The organism is Rhodococcus sp. BP-349, from assembly GCF_019835845.1.
Taxonomy (GTDB): domain Bacteria; phylum Actinomycetota; class Actinomycetes; order Mycobacteriales; family Mycobacteriaceae; genus Rhodococcoides.
Genome location: NZ_JABUDR010000003.1, coordinates 305,310 through 330,361, shown reverse-complemented (window position 1 = coordinate 330,361; position 25,052 = coordinate 305,310). Strand labels below are relative to the sequence as shown.

General features: G+C 69.4%; 21 protein-coding genes and 1 pseudogene. 9 read left to right on the top strand and 13 right to left on the bottom strand.

Annotated elements, in window-relative coordinates:
- Positions 1 to 35 precede the first annotated feature (35 nt).
- The gene (locus HQ325_RS17945) at positions 36 to 1,139 is read left to right on the top strand and encodes an NADH:flavin oxidoreductase/NADH oxidase (RefSeq protein ID WP_222631547.1); all 1,104 of its coding nucleotides are present in this window, start codon (positions 36 to 38) and stop codon (positions 1,137 to 1,139) included.
- A gap of 67 nt (positions 1,140 to 1,206) precedes the next feature.
- Here the strand turns inward: HQ325_RS17945 and HQ325_RS17940 are convergent, their stop codons facing one another.
- A complete protein-coding gene (locus tag HQ325_RS17940) occupies positions 1,207 to 1,857 on the bottom strand; it encodes a TetR/AcrR family transcriptional regulator (RefSeq protein ID WP_222631545.1) in 651 nt (216 codons plus the stop codon).
- Positions 1,858 to 1,931: 74 nt separating this feature from the next.
- On the opposite strand from HQ325_RS17940, the gene HQ325_RS17935 reads away from it, so the two are divergent.
- The gene (locus HQ325_RS17935) at positions 1,932 to 3,278 is read left to right on the top strand and encodes a DUF3533 domain-containing protein (RefSeq protein WP_222631543.1); all 1,347 of its coding nucleotides are present in this window, start codon (positions 1,932 to 1,934) and stop codon (positions 3,276 to 3,278) included.
- Here HQ325_RS17935 and HQ325_RS17930 read toward each other — a convergent pair.
- The 10 genes from HQ325_RS17930 to HQ325_RS17885 all read right to left on the bottom strand — a co-directional run bounded on the left by HQ325_RS17930 (position 3,213) and on the right by HQ325_RS17885 (position 14,298).
- Entirely contained in the window at positions 3,213 to 4,199 is a 987-nt protein-coding gene (locus HQ325_RS17930; RefSeq protein WP_222631541.1) for a D-2-hydroxyacid dehydrogenase, read from the bottom strand. The genes HQ325_RS17935 and HQ325_RS17930 overlap by 66 nt on opposite strands.
- Positions 4,196 to 5,458, bottom strand: a complete 1,263-nt coding sequence (locus HQ325_RS17925; protein WP_222631539.1) for a M20 family metallopeptidase — start codon at positions 5,456 to 5,458, stop codon at positions 4,196 to 4,198. The genes HQ325_RS17930 and HQ325_RS17925 overlap by 4 nt, the downstream gene beginning before the upstream one ends.
- Entirely contained in the window at positions 5,455 to 6,681 is a 1,227-nt protein-coding gene (locus HQ325_RS17920) for a PLP-dependent aminotransferase family protein (protein WP_261778669.1), read from the bottom strand. Before HQ325_RS17920 ends, HQ325_RS17925 begins: the two co-directional genes overlap by 4 nt.
- A 5-nt stretch (positions 6,682 to 6,686) precedes the next feature.
- Positions 6,687 to 7,871: a Xaa-Pro peptidase family protein gene (locus HQ325_RS17915; RefSeq protein WP_222631535.1), complete on the bottom strand. Its 1,185-nt coding sequence runs from the start codon at positions 7,869 to 7,871 to the stop codon at positions 6,687 to 6,689.
- Between the two features lie 82 nt (positions 7,872 to 7,953).
- On the bottom strand, positions 7,954 to 8,640 hold the full coding sequence (locus HQ325_RS17910; protein WP_308014717.1) for a GntR family transcriptional regulator: 687 nt from the start codon (positions 8,638 to 8,640) through the stop codon (positions 7,954 to 7,956).
- Positions 8,637 to 10,115 carry an NAD-dependent succinate-semialdehyde dehydrogenase gene (locus tag HQ325_RS17905; RefSeq protein WP_222631533.1) on the bottom strand — a complete coding sequence of 493 codons (1,479 nt, stop codon included), beginning with the start codon at positions 10,113 to 10,115 and terminating at the stop codon, positions 8,637 to 8,639. Before HQ325_RS17905 ends, HQ325_RS17910 begins: the two co-directional genes overlap by 4 nt.
- The gene (locus HQ325_RS17900) at positions 10,112 to 11,428 is read right to left on the bottom strand and encodes an aspartate aminotransferase family protein (RefSeq protein ID WP_222631531.1); all 1,317 of its coding nucleotides are present in this window, start codon (positions 11,426 to 11,428) and stop codon (positions 10,112 to 10,114) included. The genes HQ325_RS17905 and HQ325_RS17900 overlap by 4 nt, the downstream gene beginning before the upstream one ends.
- Positions 11,429 to 11,473: 45 nt before the next feature.
- Positions 11,474 to 12,823, bottom strand: coding sequence for an allantoinase AllB (allB, locus tag HQ325_RS17895; RefSeq protein ID WP_222631530.1), 1,350 nt, complete (start codon positions 12,821 to 12,823; stop codon positions 11,474 to 11,476).
- Complete coding sequence (gene alc / locus HQ325_RS17890) at positions 12,820 to 13,881, bottom strand: allantoicase (RefSeq protein ID WP_222631528.1); 1,062 nt, start codon at positions 13,879 to 13,881, stop codon at positions 12,820 to 12,822. The genes allB and alc overlap by 4 nt, the downstream gene beginning before the upstream one ends.
- Positions 13,882 to 13,884: 3 nt before the next feature.
- Positions 13,885 to 14,298, bottom strand: coding sequence for a gamma-glutamylcyclotransferase (locus HQ325_RS17885; RefSeq protein ID WP_027505680.1), 414 nt, complete (start codon positions 14,296 to 14,298; stop codon positions 13,885 to 13,887).
- 139 nt (positions 14,299 to 14,437) lie between these two features.
- On the opposite strand from HQ325_RS17885, the gene HQ325_RS17880 reads away from it, so the two are divergent.
- From HQ325_RS17880 to HQ325_RS17865, 4 genes are all read left to right on the top strand, one after another.
- The gene (locus HQ325_RS17880; RefSeq protein WP_222631525.1) at positions 14,438 to 15,190 is read left to right on the top strand and encodes an aspartate/glutamate racemase family protein; all 753 of its coding nucleotides are present in this window, start codon (positions 14,438 to 14,440) and stop codon (positions 15,188 to 15,190) included.
- Between the two features lie 11 nt (positions 15,191 to 15,201).
- Complete coding sequence (locus HQ325_RS17875; RefSeq protein WP_222631523.1) at positions 15,202 to 16,092, top strand: ribokinase; 891 nt, start codon at positions 15,202 to 15,204, stop codon at positions 16,090 to 16,092.
- Entirely contained in the window at positions 16,089 to 18,176 is a 2,088-nt protein-coding gene (locus HQ325_RS17870; RefSeq protein WP_222631522.1) for a RecQ family ATP-dependent DNA helicase, read from the top strand. The genes HQ325_RS17875 and HQ325_RS17870 overlap by 4 nt, the downstream gene beginning before the upstream one ends.
- Positions 18,177 to 18,338: 162 nt before the next feature.
- Positions 18,339 to 20,087 (top strand): ABC transporter ATP-binding protein, encoded by a 1,749-nt coding sequence (locus tag HQ325_RS17865; protein WP_222631520.1) that lies wholly within the window; start codon positions 18,339 to 18,341, stop codon positions 20,085 to 20,087.
- Here the strand turns inward: HQ325_RS17865 and HQ325_RS17860 are convergent.
- Together HQ325_RS17860 and HQ325_RS17855 are read right to left on the bottom strand one after the other, a co-directional pair.
- On the bottom strand, positions 20,070 to 20,714 hold the full coding sequence (locus HQ325_RS17860; protein WP_222631518.1) for an SDR family NAD(P)-dependent oxidoreductase: 645 nt from the start codon (positions 20,712 to 20,714) through the stop codon (positions 20,070 to 20,072). The two genes, HQ325_RS17865 and HQ325_RS17860, sit on opposite strands and share 18 nt — an antisense overlap.
- An 82-nt stretch (positions 20,715 to 20,796) precedes the next feature.
- Positions 20,797 to 22,323, bottom strand: coding sequence for a hypothetical protein (locus tag HQ325_RS17855; protein WP_222631516.1), 1,527 nt, complete (start codon positions 22,321 to 22,323; stop codon positions 20,797 to 20,799).
- A 272-nt stretch (positions 22,324 to 22,595) separates the two neighbouring features.
- On the opposite strand from HQ325_RS17855, the pseudogene ectA reads away from it, so the two are divergent.
- From ectA to HQ325_RS17845, 3 genes and pseudogenes are all read left to right on the top strand, one after another.
- Positions 22,596 to 23,099 (top strand): annotated as a pseudogene (gene ectA, locus HQ325_RS22635) (diaminobutyrate acetyltransferase); the annotation flags it as partial.
- Positions 23,100 to 23,159: 60 nt separating this feature from the next.
- On the top strand, positions 23,160 to 24,437 hold the full coding sequence (gene ectB, locus HQ325_RS17850; RefSeq protein ID WP_261778664.1) for a diaminobutyrate--2-oxoglutarate transaminase: 1,278 nt from the start codon (positions 23,160 to 23,162) through the stop codon (positions 24,435 to 24,437).
- Between the two features lie 43 nt (positions 24,438 to 24,480).
- A complete protein-coding gene (locus tag HQ325_RS17845) occupies positions 24,481 to 24,879 on the top strand; it encodes an ectoine synthase (RefSeq protein ID WP_204868365.1) in 399 nt (132 codons plus the stop codon).
- Positions 24,880 to 25,052 lie beyond the last annotated feature (173 nt).

The following is a 25,052-nucleotide window of genomic DNA, read 5'->3' as shown; positions in this document are numbered from 1 at the left end:
ACGGCGCGCGTGTCGGACGAGACGAGGAGATGACTGTGAGCCTGCTGTTCGAGCCCTTGACCCTGCGTGAGGTCACCTTTCCCAACCGGGTGTGGATGTCGCCGATGTGCCAGTACTCGGCGGACGCGGAGGGACCCTCGACGGGCGCGGTCACACCGTGGCACCGGACTCACCTCGTCTCGCGTGCCGTCGGCGGCGTCGGCCTGGTGATGACCGAGGCGGCGTCGGTGAGCGCGGAGGGCCGCATCACGCCGTGGGACCTCGGCATCTGGAACGACCAGCAGGCGAACGCGTTGGCCGAGGTGGTCACCGAGATCCGGCAGCACGGCAGTGTGCCCGCGATCCAGTTGGCCCACGCCGGTCGCAAGGCGTCCACCGACGCACCGTGGCGTGGCGGAAAGCCGCTGGCGGCGGACGACTCCCTCGCGTGGGAGACGGTCGGACCCAGCGCTGTCGAGTTCGGCCACTACCCGGCTCCGCGCGAGATGACGACCGAGGACATCGACAAGGTCGTCGACGACTTCCGCTCCGCCGCGGTACGCGCGCTGGCCGCCGGCTTCGACGTAGCCGAGGTGCACGCGGCGCACGGTTACCTACTGCACCAGTTCCTGTCCCCGGCCAGCAACCACCGGACCGACGAGTACGGCGGCAGCTTCGAGGGTCGTATCCGCCTGACCCTGCGCGTGGTCGACGCGATCCGCGAGGTGTGGCCGACCGACAAGCCCGTCTTCGTGCGCGTGTCCGCGACCGACTGGACCGGCGAGGAGCGCGGCGTCGACTCCGAGGCCTGGACGCCCGACCAGACCGTTCTGCTCACCCAGCAGCTCGAGGATCACGGTGTCGACCTCGTCGACGTCTCCACGGGTGGCAACGTCGCGAAGGCGTCCATCCCCGTCGAACCCGGCTACCAGGTGCCGTTCGCCCGGCGCATCCAGAGCGAGACGCGCATCCCCGCGGCCGCAGTCGGACTGATCACCGAGCCCAAGCAGGCCGAGGACATCATCGGGTCCGGCGAGGCCGTGGCCGTGTTCCTGGCGCGCGAACTGCTGCGCGACCCCTACTGGGCCCGTCGTGCGGCACGCGAGCTCGGCGCGGACATCACCCCGGCCACACCTCCGCAGTACGAGCGGGCGTTCTGAGTCAGCGCTCGCGCGAGAACGACCATGTGCGGAGTCAGCGCTCGCGCGAGAACGACCATGTGCGGAGTCAGCGCTCGCGCGAGAACGACCATATGACCGCGGCCACGAGCTCCAGGGCGAGTCGCGCGGGTACCGGGTTGGCCGGCTCGATCATCGCCTGGGCCATCGCTCCTTCGTAGGCGGCGACGACACCCCGACCGAGGGTGTCGTCGTCCACCGCCACCTCGCGCCCGTGGATCGCGAGACCGTGAACGATCATGGGACGCAGGGCGTCACGGAGCGCGGCCCGGTGCCCGGTCACCACGGCCGCCAGCCCCGGGTTCCGCGCCGCGTGGGCGCCGAACTCCGCCATGAGTACGTGCCACGACACGTCGCCGACCAGTCCGCTCAGCGCTGCCACGACGATCTCCTCGAATGACCGCCCGTCGGACGCGTCGTACTCCAGGGCGTCGACCACTCCGCGTACCCGCGTGATCAGTCCCGACGCCTGTCGCGTCCACAGTTCGAGGAAGACCTCGTCCATCGACGAGAAGTTCGAGTAGAACGCTCCGCGAGTGAATCCCGCTCGCTCGCAGATCTGTTCCGGGGTCGATCGCCCGAAACCCCGTTCGACGAACACCTCGAGGGCGCCGTCCAGCACGCGCTCGCGAGTCTGTGCTCTGCTGCGAGTGGCGGTCCTGCCTGTTCTCGCGGTCACGTTGCCTGAAGTTGCCGCCATGATGCACTATCGTATCGAACGAGCCAATACAAATGTGTATCGGTCACCGAGAACTTGCCGACGGAAGGCCCGCCATGTCCCCCGAAGCCGCTGCGCCCGCATTCCGGCGCCCCACCACCTGGGTGCTGCCGGTCGTCGCGGTCTCCGTCGTCATGTCGCTGCTCGCGGCGCTGTACCTCGGCGGCATCCTCGACCCGAAGGAGAACCTCCGCCACTTCCCGGTGGCACTGGTGGTCAGCGACGAGGGTGACGTGCTGCCGAACGGCGAGCAGGCGAACCTGGGTCAGCAGATCGGCCAGGGCATCGCGGACGGCATCGACGCGGAGAAGATCGATCTGAAACAGGTCGGTATCGCGGAGGCGCAGAACCTCCTCGCGAACGGCGACGTCTACGGCGCGATCGTCGTGCCGAGCGACTTCACCAAACGGGTGTCGATCCTGACGCAGGCCTCCGTCGTGGCGGGCGACATCGAGCGACCCATCGTGACGATCATGACCAATCCGCGCGCCGGCACTCTCGGATCCTCCCTCATGACCACCATCGGTGACACGGCGCTCGACTCCGCGAACGGCACTCTGGGAGAACGACTCACGACGCAGGTGACCGAGGCACTGCCCGCGGGCGCCACCCTCTCCGGGGCCGCGGCCCTCACGCTGGCCGCGCCGGTCGACATCGTCGTCACTCCCTACGGCCCACTTCCGGACGGCACGGGGCTCGGGCTGTCCGCCTTCTACTACGCCCTGCTCCTCGTGCTCGCCGGCTTCACCGGCGCGATGATCGCCAGCGCTCTCGTCGACGGCGCCCTCGGCTTCGTACCGCTCGAGTTCGGCCCCACCTTCCTGCAGCGTCGCCGATCCACCGACAGTCGCCTGCGCGTGCTCGCCGCGAAGTGGCTCACGATGGTGGTGATCGGGTTCGTGGTGTCCGGTCTCTACGTCGCGATCGCCACCGCACTGGGCATGCCGATCCCGAACGCACTGGGCCTGTGGCTCTTCGGAGTGCTGGCCATCTCGGCCGTCGGGATCACCGCGGTGTCGGTGCTGTCGATCTTCGGCACTCCGGGGCTGATCCTCAACCTCGTCGTCTTCGTGATCCTGGGCCTGCCGTCCGCCGGCGCCACCATCCCGATCCAAGCGTCACCCGCGCTCTTCGGGTGGCTCGCGCAATTCGAGCCGATGCATCAGGTGTATCTCGCGGTGCGCTCGATCCTCTACTTCGACTCACGCTGGAACTCGGGTCTCGCCCACGGACTCGGCATGACGCTGCTCGGGCTCGTCATCGGCCTGGTCCTCGGCGCTCTGGTGATCGCGATCTACGACCGCAAGGGATACGACCGGACGCCCGCGGTCACCGGGTCACCCGGCGACGAACCCGAGGGACTTGTCGACGACGTTGCGCAGCGGTCGGCCGGCCGCGAATAGTTCGGCATTCTCGGCGAAACCGGAGTAGAGCCGGTCGCGCCACCCCACGGTGTCACCGCTCATGTGTGCGGTCAGCAGCACGTGGTCGAGGGTCCACAGCACGTGCTCGGGTGGCAGCGGCTCGGTGTCGAACACGTCGAGGGCAGCTCCCCCGACGTGGCCGCTGCGCAGAGCGTCGACAAGCGCGTCGGTGTCGAGCAGTTCGCCACGACCCACGTTGATCACGCGCACCCCGGGATCGGCCGCCGCGAGCACGTCGCGGCCGACCATGCCCCGTGTCGACGGTGTCAGCGGTGCGATGAGAACGAGGTAGTCGGCGCCGGGTACCACCGACGCGAGATCCGCACTGGCGTGGACGGTTCCGAAATCCGCATCAGCCGTGCGAGCCGTCCGTCCGACCCCGGCGACGTCCATACCGACGGCACGCAACATGCGCGCCGTAGCCCGGCCGATACTGCCCGTGCCGATCACCAGAGCTCGACGCCCCGCGATGTTCTCGGTCTCCCGGCGCAACCATCGCGCCTGTCGGCCGAGTTCGACGGTGCCGCGTACGTCCTTCGCCAGAGCGAGCACGGATGCGAGCACGAACTCGGCGATCGGCACGTCGAACACCCCGCGCGCGTTGGTCACCACGACGTCGGACGCCGCGAGGTCGTCGAACAACAGCTTGTCCACCCCTGCTGCGGCGACGTGCACCCATTCGAGTGCGGAGCAGCGCGACCACTGGTCCCGGAGCGCCGACGAGAAGAAGTCCCACAGCAGGACCGCCTGCGCGCCGTCGACCGCATCGCCGAACGTGTCGGCGGTGGCATGCCGCACCTCGTACGAGGTGTCGAGTTCCTGCACCCTGTCGGGAAGGAGTCCGTCGTGCAGGACGGTGATGATCGGCCTCGCTCCGCCGTTCGTGCGGGAGGGGCTCACGGTCGCTGCTCCGTCATCAGTCGAGCGTAGGCCCGGGAGAGGCGAGCGACCTCGAGCAGGTCCACGGACTCGTCGGGCTGATGGGCCTGAGCCTCGAGATCACCGGGACCCAGCACGATTGTGGGCACTCCGAGGTCACGGGCGACGAACCCCCCGTCGCAGGACGCCGTCCACACCGCGGTCGACGGGTCCGGCGCACCCGTGGAGCGCAGCGCCGCCAGCGCAGACTCGACGAGCGGGCTCGACTCGTCGGTGAGGAATCCCGGCATCTCCATCTCGACGTACGCGTCGACGTCCAGATCCGTGACGAGGCGGGCCCGGCGGAGCAGGTCCGCGACGACGGCGTCCACGTCGTCGTCCGGCAGCAGGCGGCGATCGATCTCCAGCCGGCAGCGGCCCGCGACGATCGACGGTCCGGTCCCACCGTCGATCCGGCCGACGTTCCACGACGCGGCGCCGAGCACCGGGTGCGGCACGGTGGCCAGTTCCGCGTGCAGCCCGTCGATCTGGCCCACGACGCGGGCCGCCGCGACCACGGCACTGCGACCGTTCTCGGGCCGGCCGGCATGCGCGCTCCGACCGGTGACGGTGAGCACGATGTTCGCCGCTCCGCGGCACCCCACGATCACGGTGCCGGCCGTGGGTTCCGCCACGACGCATCCCGTGAAGGCCGGAGGCCGGCCGTCATAGACCCTGAAGGCCGGAGGCCGGCCGTCATAGACCCTGAAGGCCGGAGGCCGGCCGTCATCGACCGTGAAGGCCGGAGGCCGGCCGGTCTGGTCGGTACGGTCGGACACCCATGCCCGGATGCCCAGGCCCGTGTCCTCCTCGTCCACCACGCAGGCGAGTGTCACGGTGTGCGCCGGGACCACACCGCGCCGGGCCAGTGAACCCATCGCGGCGACTACCGCGGCGAGACCACCTTTCATGTCGCAGGCGCCGCGTCCCACGATCCGACCGTCGTGCACCCGCGAGCGGAACGGGTCCCCGGTCCAGCCTTCCCCGGCGGGCACCACGTCCGAGTGCCCGAGGAACAGCAGGCCCGGGCCGGGCTCGCCGGGAAGGACCACCTCGACGTTCGGCCGCCCCGGCGACGCGTCGGTGACGACGGTCTGCAGACCGAGACCCTGTGCGATGCGACAGATCTCGGCCACCACGGCGGACTCGTCGGGACCGGCGTCGATCAGCGCTCTCGTGATCCGCTCGACCGTCGCGACGTCGGTCGACGCGCGATCCTGTTGGAGATCGGCCGCCGTCACAGTTCGGCTCGGGCCGCGTCCAGCGCACCCGCCAACCGCTGCACGCCGACGTCGATGCGCTCGGGCGTCGAGGACGCGAAGCACAGTCGCATCGCATCGCCGAAGAGGCCGTTCGCGGACAGCGCGGGACCCGGGATGAAGGCGACACCGTGCGCGAGTGCGATCTCGAACAGTCGCCGCGTGTCCACGGCAGCGTCGTCACCCACCAGCGTGACCCACAGGAAGAAACCGCCCTCGGGATCGGTGGTGCGCACCCTTCCACCGAGGTGCCGCTCCAGGCTCGTCTGCATCGCGATCTTGCGGGGCAGGTAGATGTCCGCGAGGGACGCCAGGTGCTCGGTGAGCAGTCCCTGTCGCAGGAACTCGGCCACGATCCGCTGGTTCGGCACGTTGGTGCACGTGTCCATCGCCTGCTTCGCGTTGATGATCAACCGGCGAGCGGCGGGGTCCGCGTCCACCCATCCGACACGCAGACCCGGGGCGATGAGCTTCGAGAACGTGCGCACGGAGAACACGAGCGGGTCGTCGGGAGCGAGCGCTCGCAGGCTCGGAACCGGATCTCCCTGGAAGCGGAGGTGGCCGTAGGGGTCGTCGTCGAGCACCACGGCGCCCCACTCGCGGGCGAGTTCCAGGAGCGCCAGTCGGCGCGGCAGCGACATGGTCGTCCCGGACGGATTCTGGAACGTCGGGATGGTGTAGATCATCGTGGGCAGTCGGCCTGCGCGGGCAACCAACTCGGGAAGCGCCTCGACGATCAGCCCGTCGGAATCCATCGGCGCCTCGAGGATGTCGCCACCGTAGCTGAGCACGGTCGCGGTGCCGTTCGTGTAGGTCGGGCTCTCGACGATCACCAGATCGCCGGGGTCGACGAACAGCGTGCACGCGAGATCGAGCCCCTGCATGCCACCCGACGTGATGACCAACCGATCGGGAGCCGTCGGTTCACCGACGGCGTCGCAGAAGGCCACCAGCTGCTCGATCAGAGCCGGATCACCCTCCGTCGCACCGTAGTCGAAGGCATCTGCGGTCAGGACCCGGCCCGCGATCTCCGCCATCGCCGCGTGCGGAACCGCCTCGGCGGCGGGCGATCCCATGGCGAAGCGCACGATGTCGTGCTTCTGCGCGGCGAGCAGCGAGGTCGACGAGTCGATCATCGACCCGACGAGGTGATCGGTGCGCAGCGCCCACGGAAGCGTGGTCGTCTCGTACGTCTGTGCGTGCATGTCCGTCACTCCTTGACTGTCAGGCATCGCGGGTAGGCGGTGAAGGTGTCGATACCGGTGTCGGTGACCACCACGGACTCGGACACCTCGTATCCGTAACCGTCGAGCCACATACCGCCGATGACGTGGAACGTCATGTTGCGCTGCAGGATCGTGGCGTCGTCGCTGCGCAGGCTGATGGTGCGCTCGCCCCAGTCCGGCGCGTACGCGATACCGATCGAGTACCCGATGCGGGAAGGCTTGTGAAATCCAGCCCGGCCCAGTTCACGGTTCCACGTCGCCGCGAGGTCACTGGTCTGCACTCCGGGCCTCATCTCCGCGAGCACGGCTCCGAGTGCGTCGTCGGTGGCGGCGGCGAGACCGGCCATGCGCGGGTCCGGTCGCCCGAGCGAGACCGTCCGCGCCATCGGGACGTGGTAGCGGCGGAACACCCCGGTCAGTTCCACCACGGTCGACTCCCCGTCCCGGAACGGCCGGTCGGTCCAGGTGAGATGCGGGGTGTCTGCACCCTCACCGGTGGGCAGCATCGGAACGATGGCCGGGTGGTCGCCGCCGAAGTCGTCCGTGCCGCGCACCTGCGCCGCGGAGATCGCCGCGGCGGCGTCGCACTGACGCACACCGACGGCGATCGCGTCCATCGCGGTCGCCATGGCACTCTCGCAGATCGCCGCCGCCCCGCGCATCAGCTCGATCTCGGTGTCCGACTTCACCGATCGCACCCAGTTCACCAGTTCCCGCGAATCGACGAACCGGTACTCCGGCAGGCACTTCACGAGTGCCTCGAACGCCTTGGGGCTGAAGTAGTAGGAGTCCATCTCGAGCCCCACCTGGCCGTGCTCGAAGTTCGAGACCAGGCTCAGTCCGCGCAGCGTGTCGGCCACCCACACGAAGGGATGGGTGTCCGGCCGTTGCACCAGGGTCTCCGGATAGCCGAACACCTGGTCTTCGGGCAGCCACGACGTGCGTGAGGCGCCGTGCGCGTCCATGGCGCGGGCGAAGAACAGCATGTCGCCCTCGGCCGGCACGAAGAGCACCTGCGGGGTGTAGAACGACAGGGCGTTGTAGGCCGTCAGATAGTAGATGTTCGACGGATCGGTGACCATGAGCGCCGCGAGACCCCGCTCGGCCATGACGGCACGCACGGCAGCGAGGCGGGAGCTGTGTTCGGCCGTACTGATCGTGTCGATCATGTTGTACCCCTGACGTTTTCGAGGTTCTCCGGGTTCGTAGAGTGAGCGTAGGTGCTCGCACCCGCGGGCGCAGCGCGAGTGACTACGCGGTCTCCGCCGACTCGCGTAGCGACGCCGTCAGATCGTGCACGGCGGTGTCCATGTGTTCGCGCAGAGCGGGTTCGAGTCGGGCCCAGTCCTGCGCTCGCAGCAGATCGACCAGCAGCGTGTGCTCCTCGATCAACGCATCGGGCCGGTGGTACGCGGTCTCGAGGTTGGCCATGCAGATGCGGGCCTCGGCGGCGAGCGTCGCGTACATCCGGCTCATCCGGCTGTTGCCCGTCGCCGCGACCAGGGCGGTGTGGAACGCGAGATCCCGCTCGGCCACCGACCGCCAGTCGCCCCGGTCGATGGCCGGTTGCATCTCGACCACGTTGCGCGACAACGCGTCCGCGACGCGTCCGGAGTCACCACGCTGCAGAACGGTGAACGCGGCACCGATCTCGATGGCCGCGCGCGCCTGGTAGATCTCGGCGACGTCGGACTCACCCAGCTCGACGACGAACACGCCGCGATTGCGGAGGGAGACGAGCAATCCCTCCTGACTCAGCCGCTGCAGCGCCTCGCGAACGGGTCCGCGGGAGACGGCGAGTTCGGTCGCGACCGTCGCCTCGTGCACCTGCTCCCCCGGTGCGAACGATCCGTCGATGATGCGCTCGCGCAACTGGTCCGCGATGACGATCGACGTGGTGCGGGCGTCGAGGGGCGTCAGCCGTCGAGTGGCCGTCACCGCGTCCGCCCCGGCCGACGCGGCACGGCGAAGTACTTCACCTCGAGGAACTCGTCGATGCCGAGACGCCCGCCCTCGCGTCCCAGTCCGGACTGCTTGACCCCGCCGAAGGGTGCCGCGGGGTTGGACACCAGCCCGGTGTTGAGACCGACCATGCCCACCTCGAGACGCTCGCCCAGATCGAAGGCCCGGTCGACGTCGCGAGTGAACACGTAGCCCACGAGACCCCACTCGGTGTCGTTGGCGATGCGCACCACCTCGTCCTCGTCGTCGAAGGTGATGATCGCGGCGACCGGCCCGAAGATCTCGGTGTGCATGATCTCGGCGTCGGGTGGGACGTCCACCAGCACCGTCGGAGGGTAGAAGTATCCCGGCCCCTCCGGCGTGGCACCGCCGGTCAGGATCCGCGCGCCGAGTCTCACCGCGTCGTCGACGAGACGCTGCACCTTCGCGCGGCCCTCCGCATCGATCAGCGGGCCGACCCGGACACCCTCGTGCGCACCGTCTCCCACGGTCAGCTCGGCCATCCGCGCGGTCAGCTGCTCCGCGAAGGTGTCGACGACGGACCGATGGACGAACAAGCGGTTGGCGGCGGTGCAGGCCTCCCCCATGTTGCGCATCTTGGCGATCATGGCTCCGTCGAGCGCCGTCCCCAGATCGGCGTCCGCACAGACGACGAGGGGCGCGTTCCCGCCCAGTTCCATCGACGTCCGCATGACGGTGGACGCCGCCTGGCCGAGCAACAGCCTGCCGACGGCGGTGGAGCCCGTGAAACTCAGCTTCCGAGCCACACCGCTGCGCAACCACGGTTCGACGACGCCACCCGCGTCAGAGGTCGTGACGATGTTGAGGACGCCGTCCGGAAGTCCGGCCTCCTGGAAGATGCGGGCCAGAGCGAGCGAGGTGAGCGGTGTCTGTTCTGCCGGCTTGAACACCATGGTGCATCCGGCGGCCACAGCGGGCCCGATCTTGCGGGCACCCATGGCCAGCGGAAAGTTCCAGGGCGTCACCAGCACACACGGTCCCACCGGTACTCGTGTGACCACCATGCGCGTCGACCCGTCGCCGGTCAGGGTGTGATCGCCGGCGATGCGGACGGCCTCCTCGGAGAACCAGCGAAGGAACTCGGCTGCGTAGGCGACCTCGCCGCGCGCCTCGGCGAGCGGCTTGCCCATCTCGGCGGTCATCACGGCGGCGAGGTCCTCCGTCCGCTCGACCACGAGGTCGAACGCACGGCGCAGCACGACGCTCCGCTCCCGCGGCGACGTCGCCGCCCACGCAGACTGGGCGGCGCTCGCGGCATCGAGCGCCAGAGCGGCGTCGGCGGGCCCCCCGTCGGCGACGCGCGCGATGGTCTCGCCGGTGGCAGGGTTCTCGACGTCGAACGTGCGGCCGTCCACCGCGTCCCGCCATCGACCACCGATCAGAATGCTGCGATCGGCCACCGGCACGGGTCGGTCGACCGTCGTCGTCACGACCGAACTCCCAGCGCCGCGTCGCACGCCTCCGCGATGCGCTCGAGTCCCAGCTCGACCTCGTCCCGCGTCACCACGAGGGGCGGGATGATGCGCACCACGTTGCCCAGCGCACCGCACGTCAACAACAGGAGATCGCGGTCCAGCGCTGCCTTCTGCAGAGCGAGCGCGGCGCCCGGATCGGCGTCCCCGGCGTCGTCGACGAACTCGAATGCCGCCATCAGACCGAGCCCGCGGGCATCTCCGATCTCGTCGTGCCGAGCCGCGATCTCACGCAGTCCACCGAGAAGCTGCTCCCCACGCAGACGGGCGTTCTCCACCAGGCCCTCGTCCTCGACCACGTCGAGCGTGGCGACGGCGGCCGCCGCGGCCACCGCGTTCCCGCCGTAGGTGCCGCCCTGCGATCCCGGCAGGGCGGTACTCATGAGGGCGGTCGAGGCGGCGATCGCGGAGATCGGGAAGCCGCTGGCGAGACCCTTGGCCGTGATGAGAACGTCCGGGGTGGAATCGGAGAACTGGTGACCCCAGAACTTCCCCGTGCGGCCCACTCCCGCCTGGACCTCGTCCACGATGAGCACGATGCCGTGCCGGTCGGCTCGCTCTCGGAGTCCGTCCATGAACGCCGGCGGGGTGGGAAGGTAACCACCGTCGCCCAGGACCGGCTCGATGATGAACGCCGCGGTGTCGGCGACGGCGGACACGGTCTGCAGCAGGTAGTCGAGCTCGCGCAAGGCGAAGGTCACCGCGGTGTCGAGGTCCCAGCCGTACCGGAACGCGTACGGGAACGGTGCGATGTGGACGCCGCCCATCATCGGCGCGAAGCCGGACCGGAACTTGGTCCCGGCAGTGGTGAGGGTCGCCGCGGCGACGGTGCGACCATGGAAGCCGCCGTGGAACGCGATGATGTTCGGGCGGCCGGTGGCCATGCGCGCGAGACGAATCGACGCCTCGACGGCCTCGGACCCCGAGTTGGCGTAGAACACGCTGTCCAGGCCGGCCGGCAACACGGTGCCGAGCTTTTCGGTCAACTCGAGCAGGGGCGTGTGCATGACGGTCGTGTACTGCGCGTGGATGACCTTGCCGACCTGCTCACGCGCCGCCGCGACCACGCGCGGATGGCAGTGCCCGGTGCTGGTCACGCCGATACCCGTGGTGAAGTCGAGGTAGCGGCGCCCGTCGGTCCCGGTGATCCAACTTCCCGACGCGTGATCCACGACGATGGGTGTGGCCTGCTTCAGGGCGGGCGACAGCCGAGCGGTGTGGATACCGGTGGAGTCGTCGGCTGTTCGAGGCACGAATGCTGCTGCAGTCATGCCCTCACTGTCGAGGACGATCGTCTGATTGTCAACAATCTGCAATCAGCCGCGCGTCAGCAGCCTTCCCTGCCGTGGCCCGTCGAGATCGATGCGTCGTCCGGCGAGCCAGGTCGAGCGCACACAGCCCGTCACCGTGCGGTCGTCGTACGCACTCACCGGATTCCTGTGCCTCAGTTCCTCCGCGTGCACCACGAACTCCTGGTCCGGTGCGAACACCGCCAGGTCGGCGTCCTTGCCCACCGCGATCGCGCCCTTGCTCTCCAGTCCGACCTGAGCCGCCGTCGCCGCGGACATCCACCCGACGACGTCGGCGAGAGAGTGCCCACGCCGACGGGCCTCGGACCACACGGCGGCCAAGGACACCTGCAGCGAGGCGATGCCGCCCCACGCGACACCGAAGTCGCCGATGTCGAACCGCTTGAGCTCCGTGGTGCACGGCGAGTGATCGGTGACCACCGTGTCGATCACGCCGTCGGACAACGCCTGCCACAACGCGTCCCGGTTGTCGGCCTCCCTGATGGGCGGGCAGCACTTGAACTGGGTCGCCCCGTCCGCGATCTCCTCCGCCGCGAACGACAGGTAGTGCGGGCAGGTCTCGGCAGTGATCCGCACACCGTCCTTCTTCGCCGCCGCCACGAGCGGCACGGCGTCGGCACTCGACAGGTGCAGGATGTGGACGCGGCATCCCGTCCGCCGCGACGCCGCGATCACGTCGGCGATGGCCGTGTTCTCCGCGGCGCGCGGTCGCGACGCGAGGAAACCTGCGTAGTCCCGGCCGCCGGCGTTCTCGGAGTCGGCGATGATCTGCGCGTCCTCGGCGTGCACGATCAGCAGTCCGTCGAACGAGGCGATCTCCCGCATCGCCTCCTCGAGCTCGTCGGCCGAGAGAGGCGGGAACTCGTCGACACCCGAGTGCAACAGGAAGCACTTGAAGCCGAAGACACCGGCCTCGTGCATCGCGCGCAGGTCCGGGACGTTGCCGGGTACGGCGCCACCCCAGAAGCCGACGTCGATGCGAGCCTCGGGCTCGGCCACCGCTCGTTTGACGTCGAGTGCGTCGGTGGAGACCGTCGACGGAATACTGTTGAGCGGCATGTCGATCAGGGTCGTGATGCCCCCGGCGGCCGCGGCGGCCGTCGCACTCGCGAAACCCTCCCACTCGGTGCGACCGGGCTCGTTCACGTGCACGTGGGTGTCCACCAGGCCCGGGAGCAGTACCTCGTCGTCGGCCAGGTCCACGACGACGTCCGCATCGACGGGATCGTCGTGACCCACGACGGCGACGATGCGGCCGTCCCGCACCCCCACCGTGCACGCCGTCTCGGTACGGGAACCGTCGGCCGCGGTCACGACCGCACGGCGCGCGCGGAACGCGAGATCCCACGCGCTCATGCCGGGGCCTGCTCGGCGAGGAGTGCGCGGTGTTCGGCGGGAAGCCCGTCCCACCAGGCGGCGCGCGCGTCGACGCGGCCACGCTCGTCCGGATCGCCGAACAACCGCAGCCGGGACAGACCCCCGTCCGGGTAGACGTCGAGGCGCAGATGTGTTGCGGCAGGGGCGCCGTCGAGAAGGAACAGGTGCCGCGTGTCGGGCTGGACCGCCGTGCGCGGCAGGACCTCGGCCCACGCGGACCGATCCGCGACGTCGGCGACCCGATCGTCGACGGTGCTCAGTCGCACCCAGCCCGGGGCGTTGCCGACGTAGTACGACGTGTCCACCTCCACGTGCCGCGGCACCCCGGCGACAGCGAGAGCGAACGTCGCGTGGTCGTTTCCGCCGCCTCGCCGACGCGAGTTCTCCCACCCCTCACCCATGTTCCGGGCACGGCCGGGCAGGATGATGTTGGCCGGAGACGCGTAGAACGCGTCCGAGCACTCCACGAGCCGCCCACCGTGTTCCGCCGCCAGCAGATCGACCGTTCCGGTCAGGAACCGCGGGTCGGGCACCACCTCGCCGTGCACCCGCAACCGCGCCACTCCCCCGTCCGGATAGATCGACAACCTGACGTGGGTCCAGCGACGGGTGTCGGTCACGGGATACAGATTCGCCGTGTCACCGTCGGCCGGCGACTTCTCGACGATGGTGTGCCACTGCACCGTCGACAGTTCCTCGGCCGAGGGGTAGCCCTCGACGGACGCGGCCTCGACCGACACGAACGGCGGATAGTTGCCGCGGAAGAACGCGGTGTCCACGACGACGCCGTGCACGATGCCCGCCGCACCCAGCCGCACGAGGGCCCAGTCGTGCCCGTCGTCGCGTCGGCGGCGGGTCTCCCAGCCGTCGTACACCTTGCCCTTGTGGCCGAACTCCGACGGATCGAAGAACGGCGCCGTCGGCTTGATCAGGTTCTCGCGCTGGGCGAACAACTCGTCGTTGGCGGCGCTCACCGACCCGCCCAGAGCGCGCGAGGCGAGATCGGGAAAGAGGAGGAAGTCAGCAGCGGCGGACACGACTCATGCTCCCGCAGAGACGGTCTCGTCCGGATCGGGAAGCCCGCGATAGGCACGCCACCCACCGAGATCCGTGATCTCGGTGAGCTCGGCGGACAGCGAGTCGACCAGGCCCGGTCGCAGCACCACGGCCATCACCGACCGTCCGTCGGCGAGCTCGATGACCGAGAGTTCGAGTTCGACGGGCTCCTCCGGCAAGAAGTCGGTACGGATGTTCTCCATCGGGACGTCGTACAGCTCACCGGCGATGGAGGCGCCACCGGTCTCGGTCAGCAGCAGTCCCGGGAACTCGTCGCGCACCGCGAAGAACCGGTAGTTCGGCGCCGTCCGCACCGAGCCGAGGAAGGTGTGGCTGGAGACGTTGTGGTGCAGGTTGCCGCCACGCATGGCGCCTCCGTTGCAGAACAGTTCGGCCATGGTCTGGGTCCGGTCCTCTCGTTCGCTTCACGCTCGTGCGCTGCCAACGTAACCGAGTTCGCGATATATCTTCCGGCGCGCGAGGCCCGTCTACGCTGAGCGTCGCCGAACCCCGTTCCCGCCGAACTCCGGAGCTGCCGTGCGCATCCTCGTCGTCAACGTCAACACGACGCGATCCATGACCGAGGCCATCGGTGCGCGCGCCCGCGAGATCGCGTCGCCGGGTAACACTGTCGTCGCGCTGACGCCCGCGTTCGGGCCCGAGTCGGTGGAGGGAAACTACGAGTCCTACCTCGCCGCTGTCGCGGTCATGGAGACCGTCCGCGCGTACGCGGAACCGTTCGACGCCGTCGTGCAGGCCGGCTACGGCGAGCACGGCCGCGAAGGCCTGCAGGAGCTGCTCGACGTTCCCGTCGTCGACATCACCGAGGCCGCGGCGAGCACCGCGATGTTTCTCGGTCGGTCGTTCTCGGTGGTGACCACACTGGACCGCACGGTCCCGCTGATCGAGGACCGACTTCTCGTCGCGGGGCTGCACACCCGCTGCGCGTCGGTCCGCGCCAGCGGACTCGGGGTGCTGGATCTCGAGCGCGATCCCGATGCTGCGGTACTCGCCGTCGTCGACGAGGCGGAACGTGCGGTGCGCGACGACCGAGCCGAAGTCATCGTCCTGGGGTGCGGCGGCATGTCCGGTCTCGACGCCGCCGTGCGGGCCAGGGTCGACGTTCCCGTCGTCGACGGGGTGACCGCGGCGATCACCGTCGCCGAGGGGCTGGTCCGGCAGGGTCTTCGCACGTCCAAGGTGCGCACGTTCGCGCCCCCGAGGAGCAAGACGTTCGTGGACTGGCCGCCAGCTCGTCGAGACGGCTCGGGTGTCCGAACCACCCGTTAGTGTCGTGCACCATGGCCGCTCCTGACACCGCACGTCCTCGCATCACCATCGTCGGCAGCATCAACATGGACCTCGTCGCCCGCACGCCCGCGCTGCCCGTCCCGGGTGAGACGGTTCTCGGCAGCGCGTTCCGCACCACCCCCGGAGGAAAGGGCGCCAATCAGGCGGTCGCCGCCGCCCGGGCGGGCGCCGAGGTCGTCTTCGTCGGAGCAGTCGGCTCCGACACGTTCGCGCTCGACCTGCGCGAGACCCTCGTCGGGGCCGAGGTCGACGCGTCGCTGCTGCGTGAGGTCGAGGGCGCGAGCGGCGTCGCGGTCATCACGGTCGACGACGCCGCGGAGAACTCCATCGTCGTCGTGGGCGGCGCCAACGAGACACTGACCGAGCTCACGGCGGAGGAACTGGCTGCCGTCGCCGAGGCCGACGTCCTGCTGTGCCAGCTCGAGATTCCCGTCGCCACCGTCGTCGCGGCGGCGCGGCACGCTCGGGCCCATGACACTCTCGTGTTCCTCAACCCCTCACCCGTACAACCGCTCTCCGACGACCTGGTAGGGCTCGTCGACGTCGCGATCGTCAACCGCGACGAGGAGAGTGCGCTCGGTGATGCACTGGGTCGCATTCCGCACGTGGTCACCACCCTCGGTGCGGACGGTGCTCGCCATCGCGGTGTCGACGGCGTCGTCACCACCCATACGTCCCCCGTCGTCGACGCCGTCGACACCACGGGTGCCGGCGATGTCTTCGCCGGCACGCTCGCGGCCGCATGGCGCGACGGTCCCGCCGCCTCGGTGCGGCGCGCGTGCGCGGCCGGTGCCGTGGCCACCACGCGCGACGGCGCGGGCTCCTCGGCTCCCACCGCCGCCGAGGTCGACCGGGCGCTCGCCGGAACGCAGGACGCATGAGTACGCGTGAACGCGCACAGGAGTTGCTGACCGACCTCGCCGGCCCCGACGCCGTTCTCCGCGAGGATCAGTGGACGGCCATCGAGGCGCTCGTCGTCCATCACCGACGGGCACTAGTGGTGCAGCGCACCGGGTGGGGAAAGTCGGCCGTGTACTTCATCGCCGCACGCCTGCTGCGCGAGCAGGGGCTCGGACCGACCGTCATCGTGTCGCCTCTGCTCGCGCTCATGCGCAACCAGGTCGCGGCGGCCGAGCGCGCCGGGGTCACCGCCGCCACCATCAACTCGGGCAACGTCACCGAGTGGGACGACGTCCACGCACGCGTCGCGGCCGGACAGCTGGACGTGTTGCTCGTGAGCCCGGAGCGGTTGAACAATCCGGACTTCCGCGATCAGGTACTGCCCTCGCTGTCTGCGGACGCGGGGCTCGTCGTGGTGGACGAGGCGCACTGCGTCTCCGACTGGGGCCACGACTTCCGGCCGGACTATCGCCGCATCAGGTCGCTCATAGCCGAGCTGCGCGACGGCGTTCCCGTTCTCGCCACCACGGCCACCGCGAACGACCGGGTGGTCGAGGACGTCGCCGCACAGCTCGGCGTCGGCGGTGCCGACACCACCGTCCTGCGTGGCGGTCTCCAGCGCGAGTCGCTGCACCTGTCCGTGGTCACCATCCCCGATCCGACGGCGCGCATCGCCTGGCTCGCCGACCATCTCGAGACCCTGCCCGGCTCGGGCATCGTCTACTCGCTGACGGTCGCGGGAGCGAACGACCTCGCGGCGCTGCTGCGCGACCGGGGAATGGAGGTGGCCGCCTACACCGGCCAGACCGATCCGACGGAACGCGAAGCGGCGGAACAGGATCTGCTGCAGAACCGCGTGAAGGCGCTCATCGCGACCTCGGCGTTGGGGATGGGTTTCGACAAACCCGATCTGGGGTTCGTCGTGCACGTGGGTGCACCGTCGTCCCCCATCTCCTACTACCAGCAGGTGGGCCGCGCGGGACGCGCCACCGAGCGCGCCGACGTCGTCCTCCTGCCGGGTCCCGAGGACCGGGAGATCTGGAGCTACTTCGCGTCCGTCGCCTTCCCCCGCGAGCACGTCGTGCGTCGGGTGCTGGAGGTGCTGGACACCGAGCGCGCCCAGTCGACCCAGGCACTGGAACCACTCGTCGAACTCGGACGCACCCGCCTCGAGATGGTGCTCAAAGTCCTCGATGTCGACGGCGCCGTCCGACGGGTCAAGGGCGGCTGGCTCGGCACCGGGGAGCACTGGCACTACGACCGCGAGCGGTACGAACGACTCGACGAGGCGCGGCTGTCCGAACAGCGCGCGATGATCGAGTACCAGAGCACCGACGAGTGTCGGATGGCGTTCCTGCGGCGGCAACTCGACGATCCGTCCCTCACCGGGGAGGCGGAGGCGGACCGATGTGGGCGCTGCGACAACTGCACCGGGCAGCACCTCTCCGCGGACGTGTCGGCCGATCACGTGGAGTCGACCCGTCGCCGTCTCGATCGACCCGGGCTGGACCTCGCCATCCGCAAGCAGTGGCCGACAGGACTGAAGAAGGTCGGCGTCGAGCTGTCGGGGAAGATCACCGACGGCCCGGAGACCGGCCGCATCCTGGGCCGCCTCACCGACCCGGTGTGGGGACCACGCCTGCGCGCGCTGACGGACGGCGAGGACGGTCCGGCACCCGACGGGCTCGAGGCCGCGTGCATCAAGGTCCTCGCGGAGTGGACGTGGAACGAGCGGCCCACCGGGCTGATGGTCGTGGAGAGCGACTCTCGACCGGCGCTGTTGAACGACCTCGGGGAGCGTCTGGCGAGGGTCGGCAGGCTGGAGCCACTGGGCGTCCTGCACCGCAGGCCCGATGCCCGGCCCGTCTCGGGCGCGAACTCCGCGTTCCGCGTCGCCTCGTTGGTGGACGCCTTCGAGGCTCCCGATCTGACAGCACACCACGGACCGGTCCTCCTGCTCGATCTCTCCACGGACACCGGCTGGACGCTCACCATGGCGGCGCGGGCGCTCCGGCAGGCAGGGGCCGATGCGGTCCTGCCGTTCGCGTTGATCGGTCGCGGGTAGGCCGGAGGCCGGTCGGGTAGGCGGGTAGGCCGGAGGCCGGTCGGGTAGGCGGGTAGGCGGGAGGCCGGTCGGGTAGGCGGGGTAGGCGGGAGGCCGGTCGCTGGTCAGCCGGAGGTCGCTCTACAACAGGTGTGACGGCCGGCGCGCGACTAGTGTGACGAGGTGACGACAGCTACTCCCGACGCACCCGGTCGGCTTCCGAATCTCCGCCTGCTCTGGACGTTCATCCGCCCGCATCGCCGGTTGTTCCGCGTCGGCCTGCTCCTCGGTCTGCTGGTCACCGCGTCGTCCCTGGCCACTCCGCTGGTCACCAAGCGCCTGCTGGACTCCTTCGACGTTCCGGGCGCCACGCGGTCGGCCATCGTGCTGTTGGTAGGGCTCCTCGTCGTGGGCATCATCGTGGGCCTGGCGCAACGCCTGCTGCTGGGAACCATGGCCGAACGCGTCGTGCTCGAGGCTCGGTCGTCGATGGTGCGGCGCTTCTTCGGCGCCACCATCCCGGCGGTCACCGCTCGTCCCGCCGGGGAGATGCTCACGCGGGTCACGTCCGACACGATGCTGCTGCGTGAGGCGTCGTCCTGGGCGCTGGTCGAGATCGTCAACGGCAGCATCGCGATCGTGGGTGTCATCGTGCTCATGGCGACGCTCGACCTCCCGCTGCTCGGGACGGCTCTGCTCGGCATCGGTCTCATCGGTGTCGCAGCCGGGTTCCTCATGCCGAAGGTGGCTCTCGCTCAACGCAATGCGCAAGAGGCGATGGGTCGGCTCGGCGGGATTCTGGAGGGTGCGTTGCGCGCCGTCCGCACGGTCAAGGCCAGTCGGGCGGAGAACCGTTCGAGCGAACTCGTCATCGAGGAGGCTCGCGTCTCGGCGTCCTACGGTATCCGCGCGGTGCGTCTCGAGGCCTGGGCGTGGACCATCACCGGGTCCGGGATCCAACTCACCATCATCGCGGTGCTCGGGGTGGGTGCCTACCGGGTGAGCTCGGGTGCCCTGGCCGTCTCCAGCCTGGTCGCGTTCCTGCTCTACGCATTCCAGTTGGTGGGGCCGGTCGCGCAGCTCACGCTCTACGTGTCGCAGCTGCAGCGTGGCATCGCCGCGGCCGCCCGCATTCGCGAGGTGCAGGTGATGGACCTCGAGCTCGAGGCACCCACCGCGGTGACGGACCTGCCCGCGAGTGCGGAGATCTCGGCGCTCACCCTCACCGGCGTCACGGCCGGATACGGCGACGAGGGTGCTGCGGTGAATGCGATCGACATGAGCATTCCGTCGCGCGGCCACACCGCCGTCGTCGGGCCGTCGGGTGCCGGCAAGACGACTCTGTTCTCGTTGATTCTGCGCTTCCTCGAACCGAGGGACGGCGAACTTGCACTGAACGGAGTTCCGTACTCCGCGCTGTCGCACGGCCAGATCCGCGCACGCATCGGCTACGTCGAACAGGCCACGCCCACGCTGCCGGGCACGATCGCCGACAATCTCCGGCTCACCCACCCGGACGCCACCGACGCCGAGCTGTGGGCGGCGCTCGAAAGGGTGCGACTGGCGGAGAAGATCGAGCTGCTCCCGGCCGGCCTCGGCACGGAATTGCGCGACTCGGCCGTGTCGGGCGGCGAGCGTCAGCGCATCGCGCTGGCCCGTGCCATCGTCCGCCCGCCGGACATCCTGCTGTTGGACGAGGCCACCGCGCAGGTGGACGGCATCACCGAGGCCGCGATCCACGACGCCATCCGCGACCTCTCGGTCCACGGCGCCGTCGTGACCATCGCGCACCGCCTGTCGACGGTCATCGACGCGGACACCATCTTCGTGCTCGAGCGCGGACGAGTCCGGTCGAAGGGAACGCACCGCGAGCTGCTCGACACCGACACTCTGTACCGGGACCTCGTCGAGGCGCTACGTATCGCCGTCTGACGCCGCGGCCACCAGCCGTCGGGCCGTCTCGTCGGCCGACGTCGGATCGGTGTCCACGGCGGTGACGCGCACCCCGGTGCTGACCAGGTCGCCGGCCAGTTGCGCGGCGAGCCGATCGATGACGACGGAGGCCAGCGACGACGCGTCCAGCCCGGTCGAGCCTGCGGCCGACAGGCAGCGCGGAACGAGAATGAGCCCGGAATGCTGGCACACCATGTGCCGTGCGGCCGCGCGCGCGGTGATGAAGTGGGCACGCAGCGCGTCCAGGACCGGACGTTCGAGATCCGCGACCTCGGTGCGATCGAGCCGACGTGACGACGCTTCCGGGTGGATCACGCGCGACACCCGGCCGGGGACGATGACGTCGATCGACACGTCGATGCTTCCGGAACAGGCGGCGACGACGTCCACGTACTCGTCGACGTCGACCTCGTCCAGCACGTCGATGACGGCCGCCTCGGCGTGGCCACCGTCCGCGCGGATGCTGTCGACGACGTGCTGCATCTTTGTCCGGGAGCGGCCGGCGAGGTGCACGCGTGCTCCGTCTCGGGCCAGGGCGACGGCCAGACGGCTCCCGACGACACCTCCTCCGCCGTAGATCAGTGCGTTGGCTCCGTCGAGCAGCACGTCACTCTCCTCCGCCCACCCGGCGCCGACACGATTTGCGGCCGCGGGATCGTCCCACCGGTGGTCCCAGCGTCCGGTGGTCCTAGCGTACGGACGGCGAGACGCTGTCGTCCTCGGTTCGGACGTCATCGTGCTCGGCCGGCGCGTTCGGGTCGTGGTCCATGGCCGAGTCGGCGGTCTCGGTCGTGCGATGCGCGGCCAGGACGGCCGTCGACACCGCAGCCGTGACCAGTGCGGCGATCACCGACACGAGCGAGGTGACGATGCTTCCGCCCGCGGCGGCGTTCTCCAACGACCGGACCAGTTGGCCGAGGGGGGTGAAGAGTCCGACCGTGTCGGGCAGACCACCGACCCCGCGCAGGACCAGCCCGCCGAGCACCACCTGGACGAGCCCGAGGACCCCGAGCACCACTCCGGCACGGACGGCTCCGAGTGCGGTGCGCAGTGCACGCGCCGCAGTGGCCACCGCGGCGACCCAGACTCCGATCAGGACGGTCGAGACCATCGAGCCCGAGAGGCTCGCGCCGGTGTCGGCGAACGTCAGGGCCAGCACCATCGTCGACGCGGTGGCCACCGCCCCCAGGACCGCGGCGCGGGCGCGCGGGACGAAGAATCCGACGAGCGCTGCTGCGACGAGCGCGAACGCCGCCGCGAGGTACGGCCACGCGTCCGAGGCGGACCGCACCACGTACGAGGTACCGCCGCCGGCCGGGTCGGGTTCGATCCGCTCTGCTGCCGGCAGCGAGGTGGACGCTTTCTCCACGTTGGTGCGCAGGGTGGAGAACATGGTCTCCATCGGGCCGACTCCCCCGACCAGGCGCGTGGTGCCGTCGACGAGGCGTACCCCGCCGTCGTCGAGCAGGACGAGGCCGTCGCGCAGCTGCGCGGATCCGTCGGTGGCACGCACCATGCCGTCGACGAACTCCGAGGACGGGTCGTCGAGTTGGTACGCCACGGTGCGCGCACCGTCGCGCAGCGTCTCCAGGTCGGTCATCACGCCGGCGTTCAGCCCCTGGGTGCGCAGCAGATCGAGGACCGGCCGCAGCTGATCCGCGGACGCCGCGGCACCCGGATCGGTGGACGCGGCGAGTGAGTCGAGAGTCTGCTGCACGATCAGTTCGATCTGACCCTGTGCGGCTCCGACGCCGGTGAGCGCAGCCACCACGCGATCGACTCCCCCACTCACCTGCGACGAGCCGTCACCGAGCTGCCAGAGACCGGCGCGGAGCTGGGTCATGCCGTCGGCGAGTTCGGCCGACCCGTCGCGGGCCTGGTGCAGGCCGTCGGACATCTGATGTGCGCCGTCGTCCAGTTCCACGCTGCCGTCGGACAGCTCGGACATACCGCCGCTCAGGATCTGCAGCGGCAGGACCGTGTTGGTCAGGGCGGCCCGACTCGACCCGAGCGGGTCGGTCGCCGACCCGCCCGCGGTGGAGGCGACGGTTACGGTTCCGGTGGTGACGGGCCGATCGGTCTGCGAGACCCAGAACACTCCGGCCGCCAGGGTGGGGAGCAGAACGGCGAGCACCATCGCGACGGGGGTCGAGCCGGCTGCACCGACACGTGCGGCGACGCCTCGCAGTCGGGCGGGCCGGGGAAGTCTGACCATGGGAGTCATAGTGAGGCGGACATTAGCCACCGCCGAAGGGGAACGGTGGATGCCTCGCCGGGCTCTGACCATTTATTTCGTCGTGTCCGAGACCGTTCGGTCTTGATCACCCTGTCCACACTGGTCACATCAGCCCCATCTCGCGACTGCGTCTTCACATCTGTGACCACACTCACAAGGGGCGAACGTACTGGCGATAGGCGGGCCATTTCCGCGCCTGACGACGAGGGCGCCTGACATGTCCGGTCAGTCTTGTTACGTTCGATTGCAATATGACGCCAGTGTTACAGAGAGCCGCCCCGACAGACGACATCGATTTCTCGTTCCGCCCACCGCGCGTGGCCGACGGGACGCGATTGTGGGAGATCGCGAGGGACTCACGAGTACTGGACGTGAATTCCAGTTACTCCTACGTGTTGTGGTGCCGAGATTTCGCCGACACCTCGATCGTGGCAGTGGACGCCGATGACCGTCCGGTCGGCTTCGTCACCGGATACATCCGGCCGGGCGCCGACGACACCCTGTTCGTCTGGCAGGTGGCGGTCGACTCCGACCAGCGTGGACACGGCCTCGCCGTGCGCATGCTGCAGGGTCTCGTGGACCGCACCACCCCGAGCGGCGCACGCCTCCTCGAGACCACCATCAGCCCCGACAACGACGCGTCGATCGCCCTCTTCACCTCGCTCGCGCGACGACGCGACACCACCATCACCCGACGAGATCTGTTCGCAGCGGCGGATTTTCCCGACAGCCACGAGCCTGAAGACCTGTACACGGTCGGCCCGTTCGACGGCACGCTCGCAGACACGTCCGACGACCACACCCGAAGGAACTCGATGACCACCAGCATCACCCCGACCGACGCCACCACCGACATCTTCGAGGCCCGCGAGTCGCAGGTCCGTAGTTACAGCCGACAGTGGCCCGCGGTGTTCGACACCGCGCAGGGCTCGTGGATCACCGACGAGAACGGTCGTCGCTACCTCGACTTCTTCGCCGGCGCCGGTGCGCTGAATTACGGCCACAACAATCCCGTGCTCAAGCAGGCACTGGTCGACTACATCATGCGCGACGGCATCACACACGGTCTCGACATGTCCACCGTCGCGAAACGCGAATTCCTCGAGTCGTTCACCACGCGCATTCTCGAGCCGCGCGGGCTCGACTACAAGGTGCAATTCCCCGGCCCCACCGGAACGAACACCGTGGAAGCCGCGCTCAAATTGGCGCGAAAGGTCACCGGCCGTTCTTCGGTCATCAACTTCACGAACGCGTTCCACGGCATGACCCTCGGTGCACTCTCCGTCACCGGCAACTCCATGAAGCGCGCCGGAGCCGGCATCCCGCTCGTCCACGCCACCCCGATGCCGTTCGACAACTACTTCGGCGGTGCCACGGACGACTTCCAGTGGATGGAGCGGGTGCTGGACGACTCGGGGAGCGGCATCAACCGCCCTGCCGCCGTCATCGTCGAGACGGTCCAGGGTGAGGGCGGCGTCAACGTCGCCCGTGCCGAGTGGCTGCGCGGACTCGCGGACCTGCTGAAGCGCCGCGACATCCTGCTGATCGTCGACGACGTGCAGATGGGTGTCGGCCGCACCGGCCCGTTCTTCTCCTTCGAGGACGCGGGCATCGTGCCGGACATCGTCACGCTGTCGAAGTCGATCGGCGGTTACGGCATGCCGATGGCGCTGACGCTCATGCGCCCGGAACTCGACGTCTGGGGTCCCGGCGAGCACAACGGCACGTTCCGCGGCAACAGCCCGGCCTTCGTCACCAGCAAGGCCGCGCTCGACCACTACTGGTCGGACGGCGCGTTCGAGGCGTCGATCCTGGCCAAGGGCGAGCGCATCCAGGACGCGTTCATCGATCTCTCGGCCCGCTTCGAGGGCCTCAGCACCCGCGGGCGCGGCATGGTCCAGGGTCTCGTCTTCGAGGATGCCGAGAAGGCGTCGAAGGTGACCTCGATCGCCTACGACAAGGGTCTGCTCGCCGAGACGTCCGGTCCCTCGGACGAGGTGGTCAAGCTGCTTCCGCCGCTCACCATCACCGAGGAGGATCTCGATCACGGTCTCGGCATCCTGGCCGACGCCACCGCGACCGTCTGCTCCTGACCGAGTCGCGTTCCGCACGTCTGCACAGCACGAGGAGGACCACATGATCGTTCGCACCACCGAGGCCATCACCGGAACCGAGCGCGACATCGCGAGCGAGGACGGCCAGTGGCGGTCCAAGCGGATCGTCCTGGGCGGCGACCGGGTCGGGTTCTCGTTCCACGAGACCACCATCGAGCCGAACACCGTCAACAACTTCCACTACGCCAACCATGTCGAGGCCGTCTGGCTCATCGAGGGCGAGGGCACGCTCACCGACCGCGAGACCGGCGAGACGTACGACCTGGGTCCGGGATCGATGTATCTGCTGAACGGGCACGAGCGTCACACGGTGGAGACGCGGACCCGCATGCGCATGCTGTGCGTGTTCAACCCGCCCGTCGTCGGCAACGAGCGCCACGACGAGAACGGCGTCTACCCGTTGATCGAAGTGCCTGCCTGAAGCACCGGTCCGACCGAACACACCCTGCCGCGAGCGAACACACCCTTCAGCACGCTGCGGGGTGTGTTCGCTGTGTGGCAGGTGTGTACACATCCCACCCCGCCGCCCCGACCCCAGCCGACGCGGCGACCTACTCTGGAGACGTGACCTCGGTTTCCCCACGCTCTCTCGAT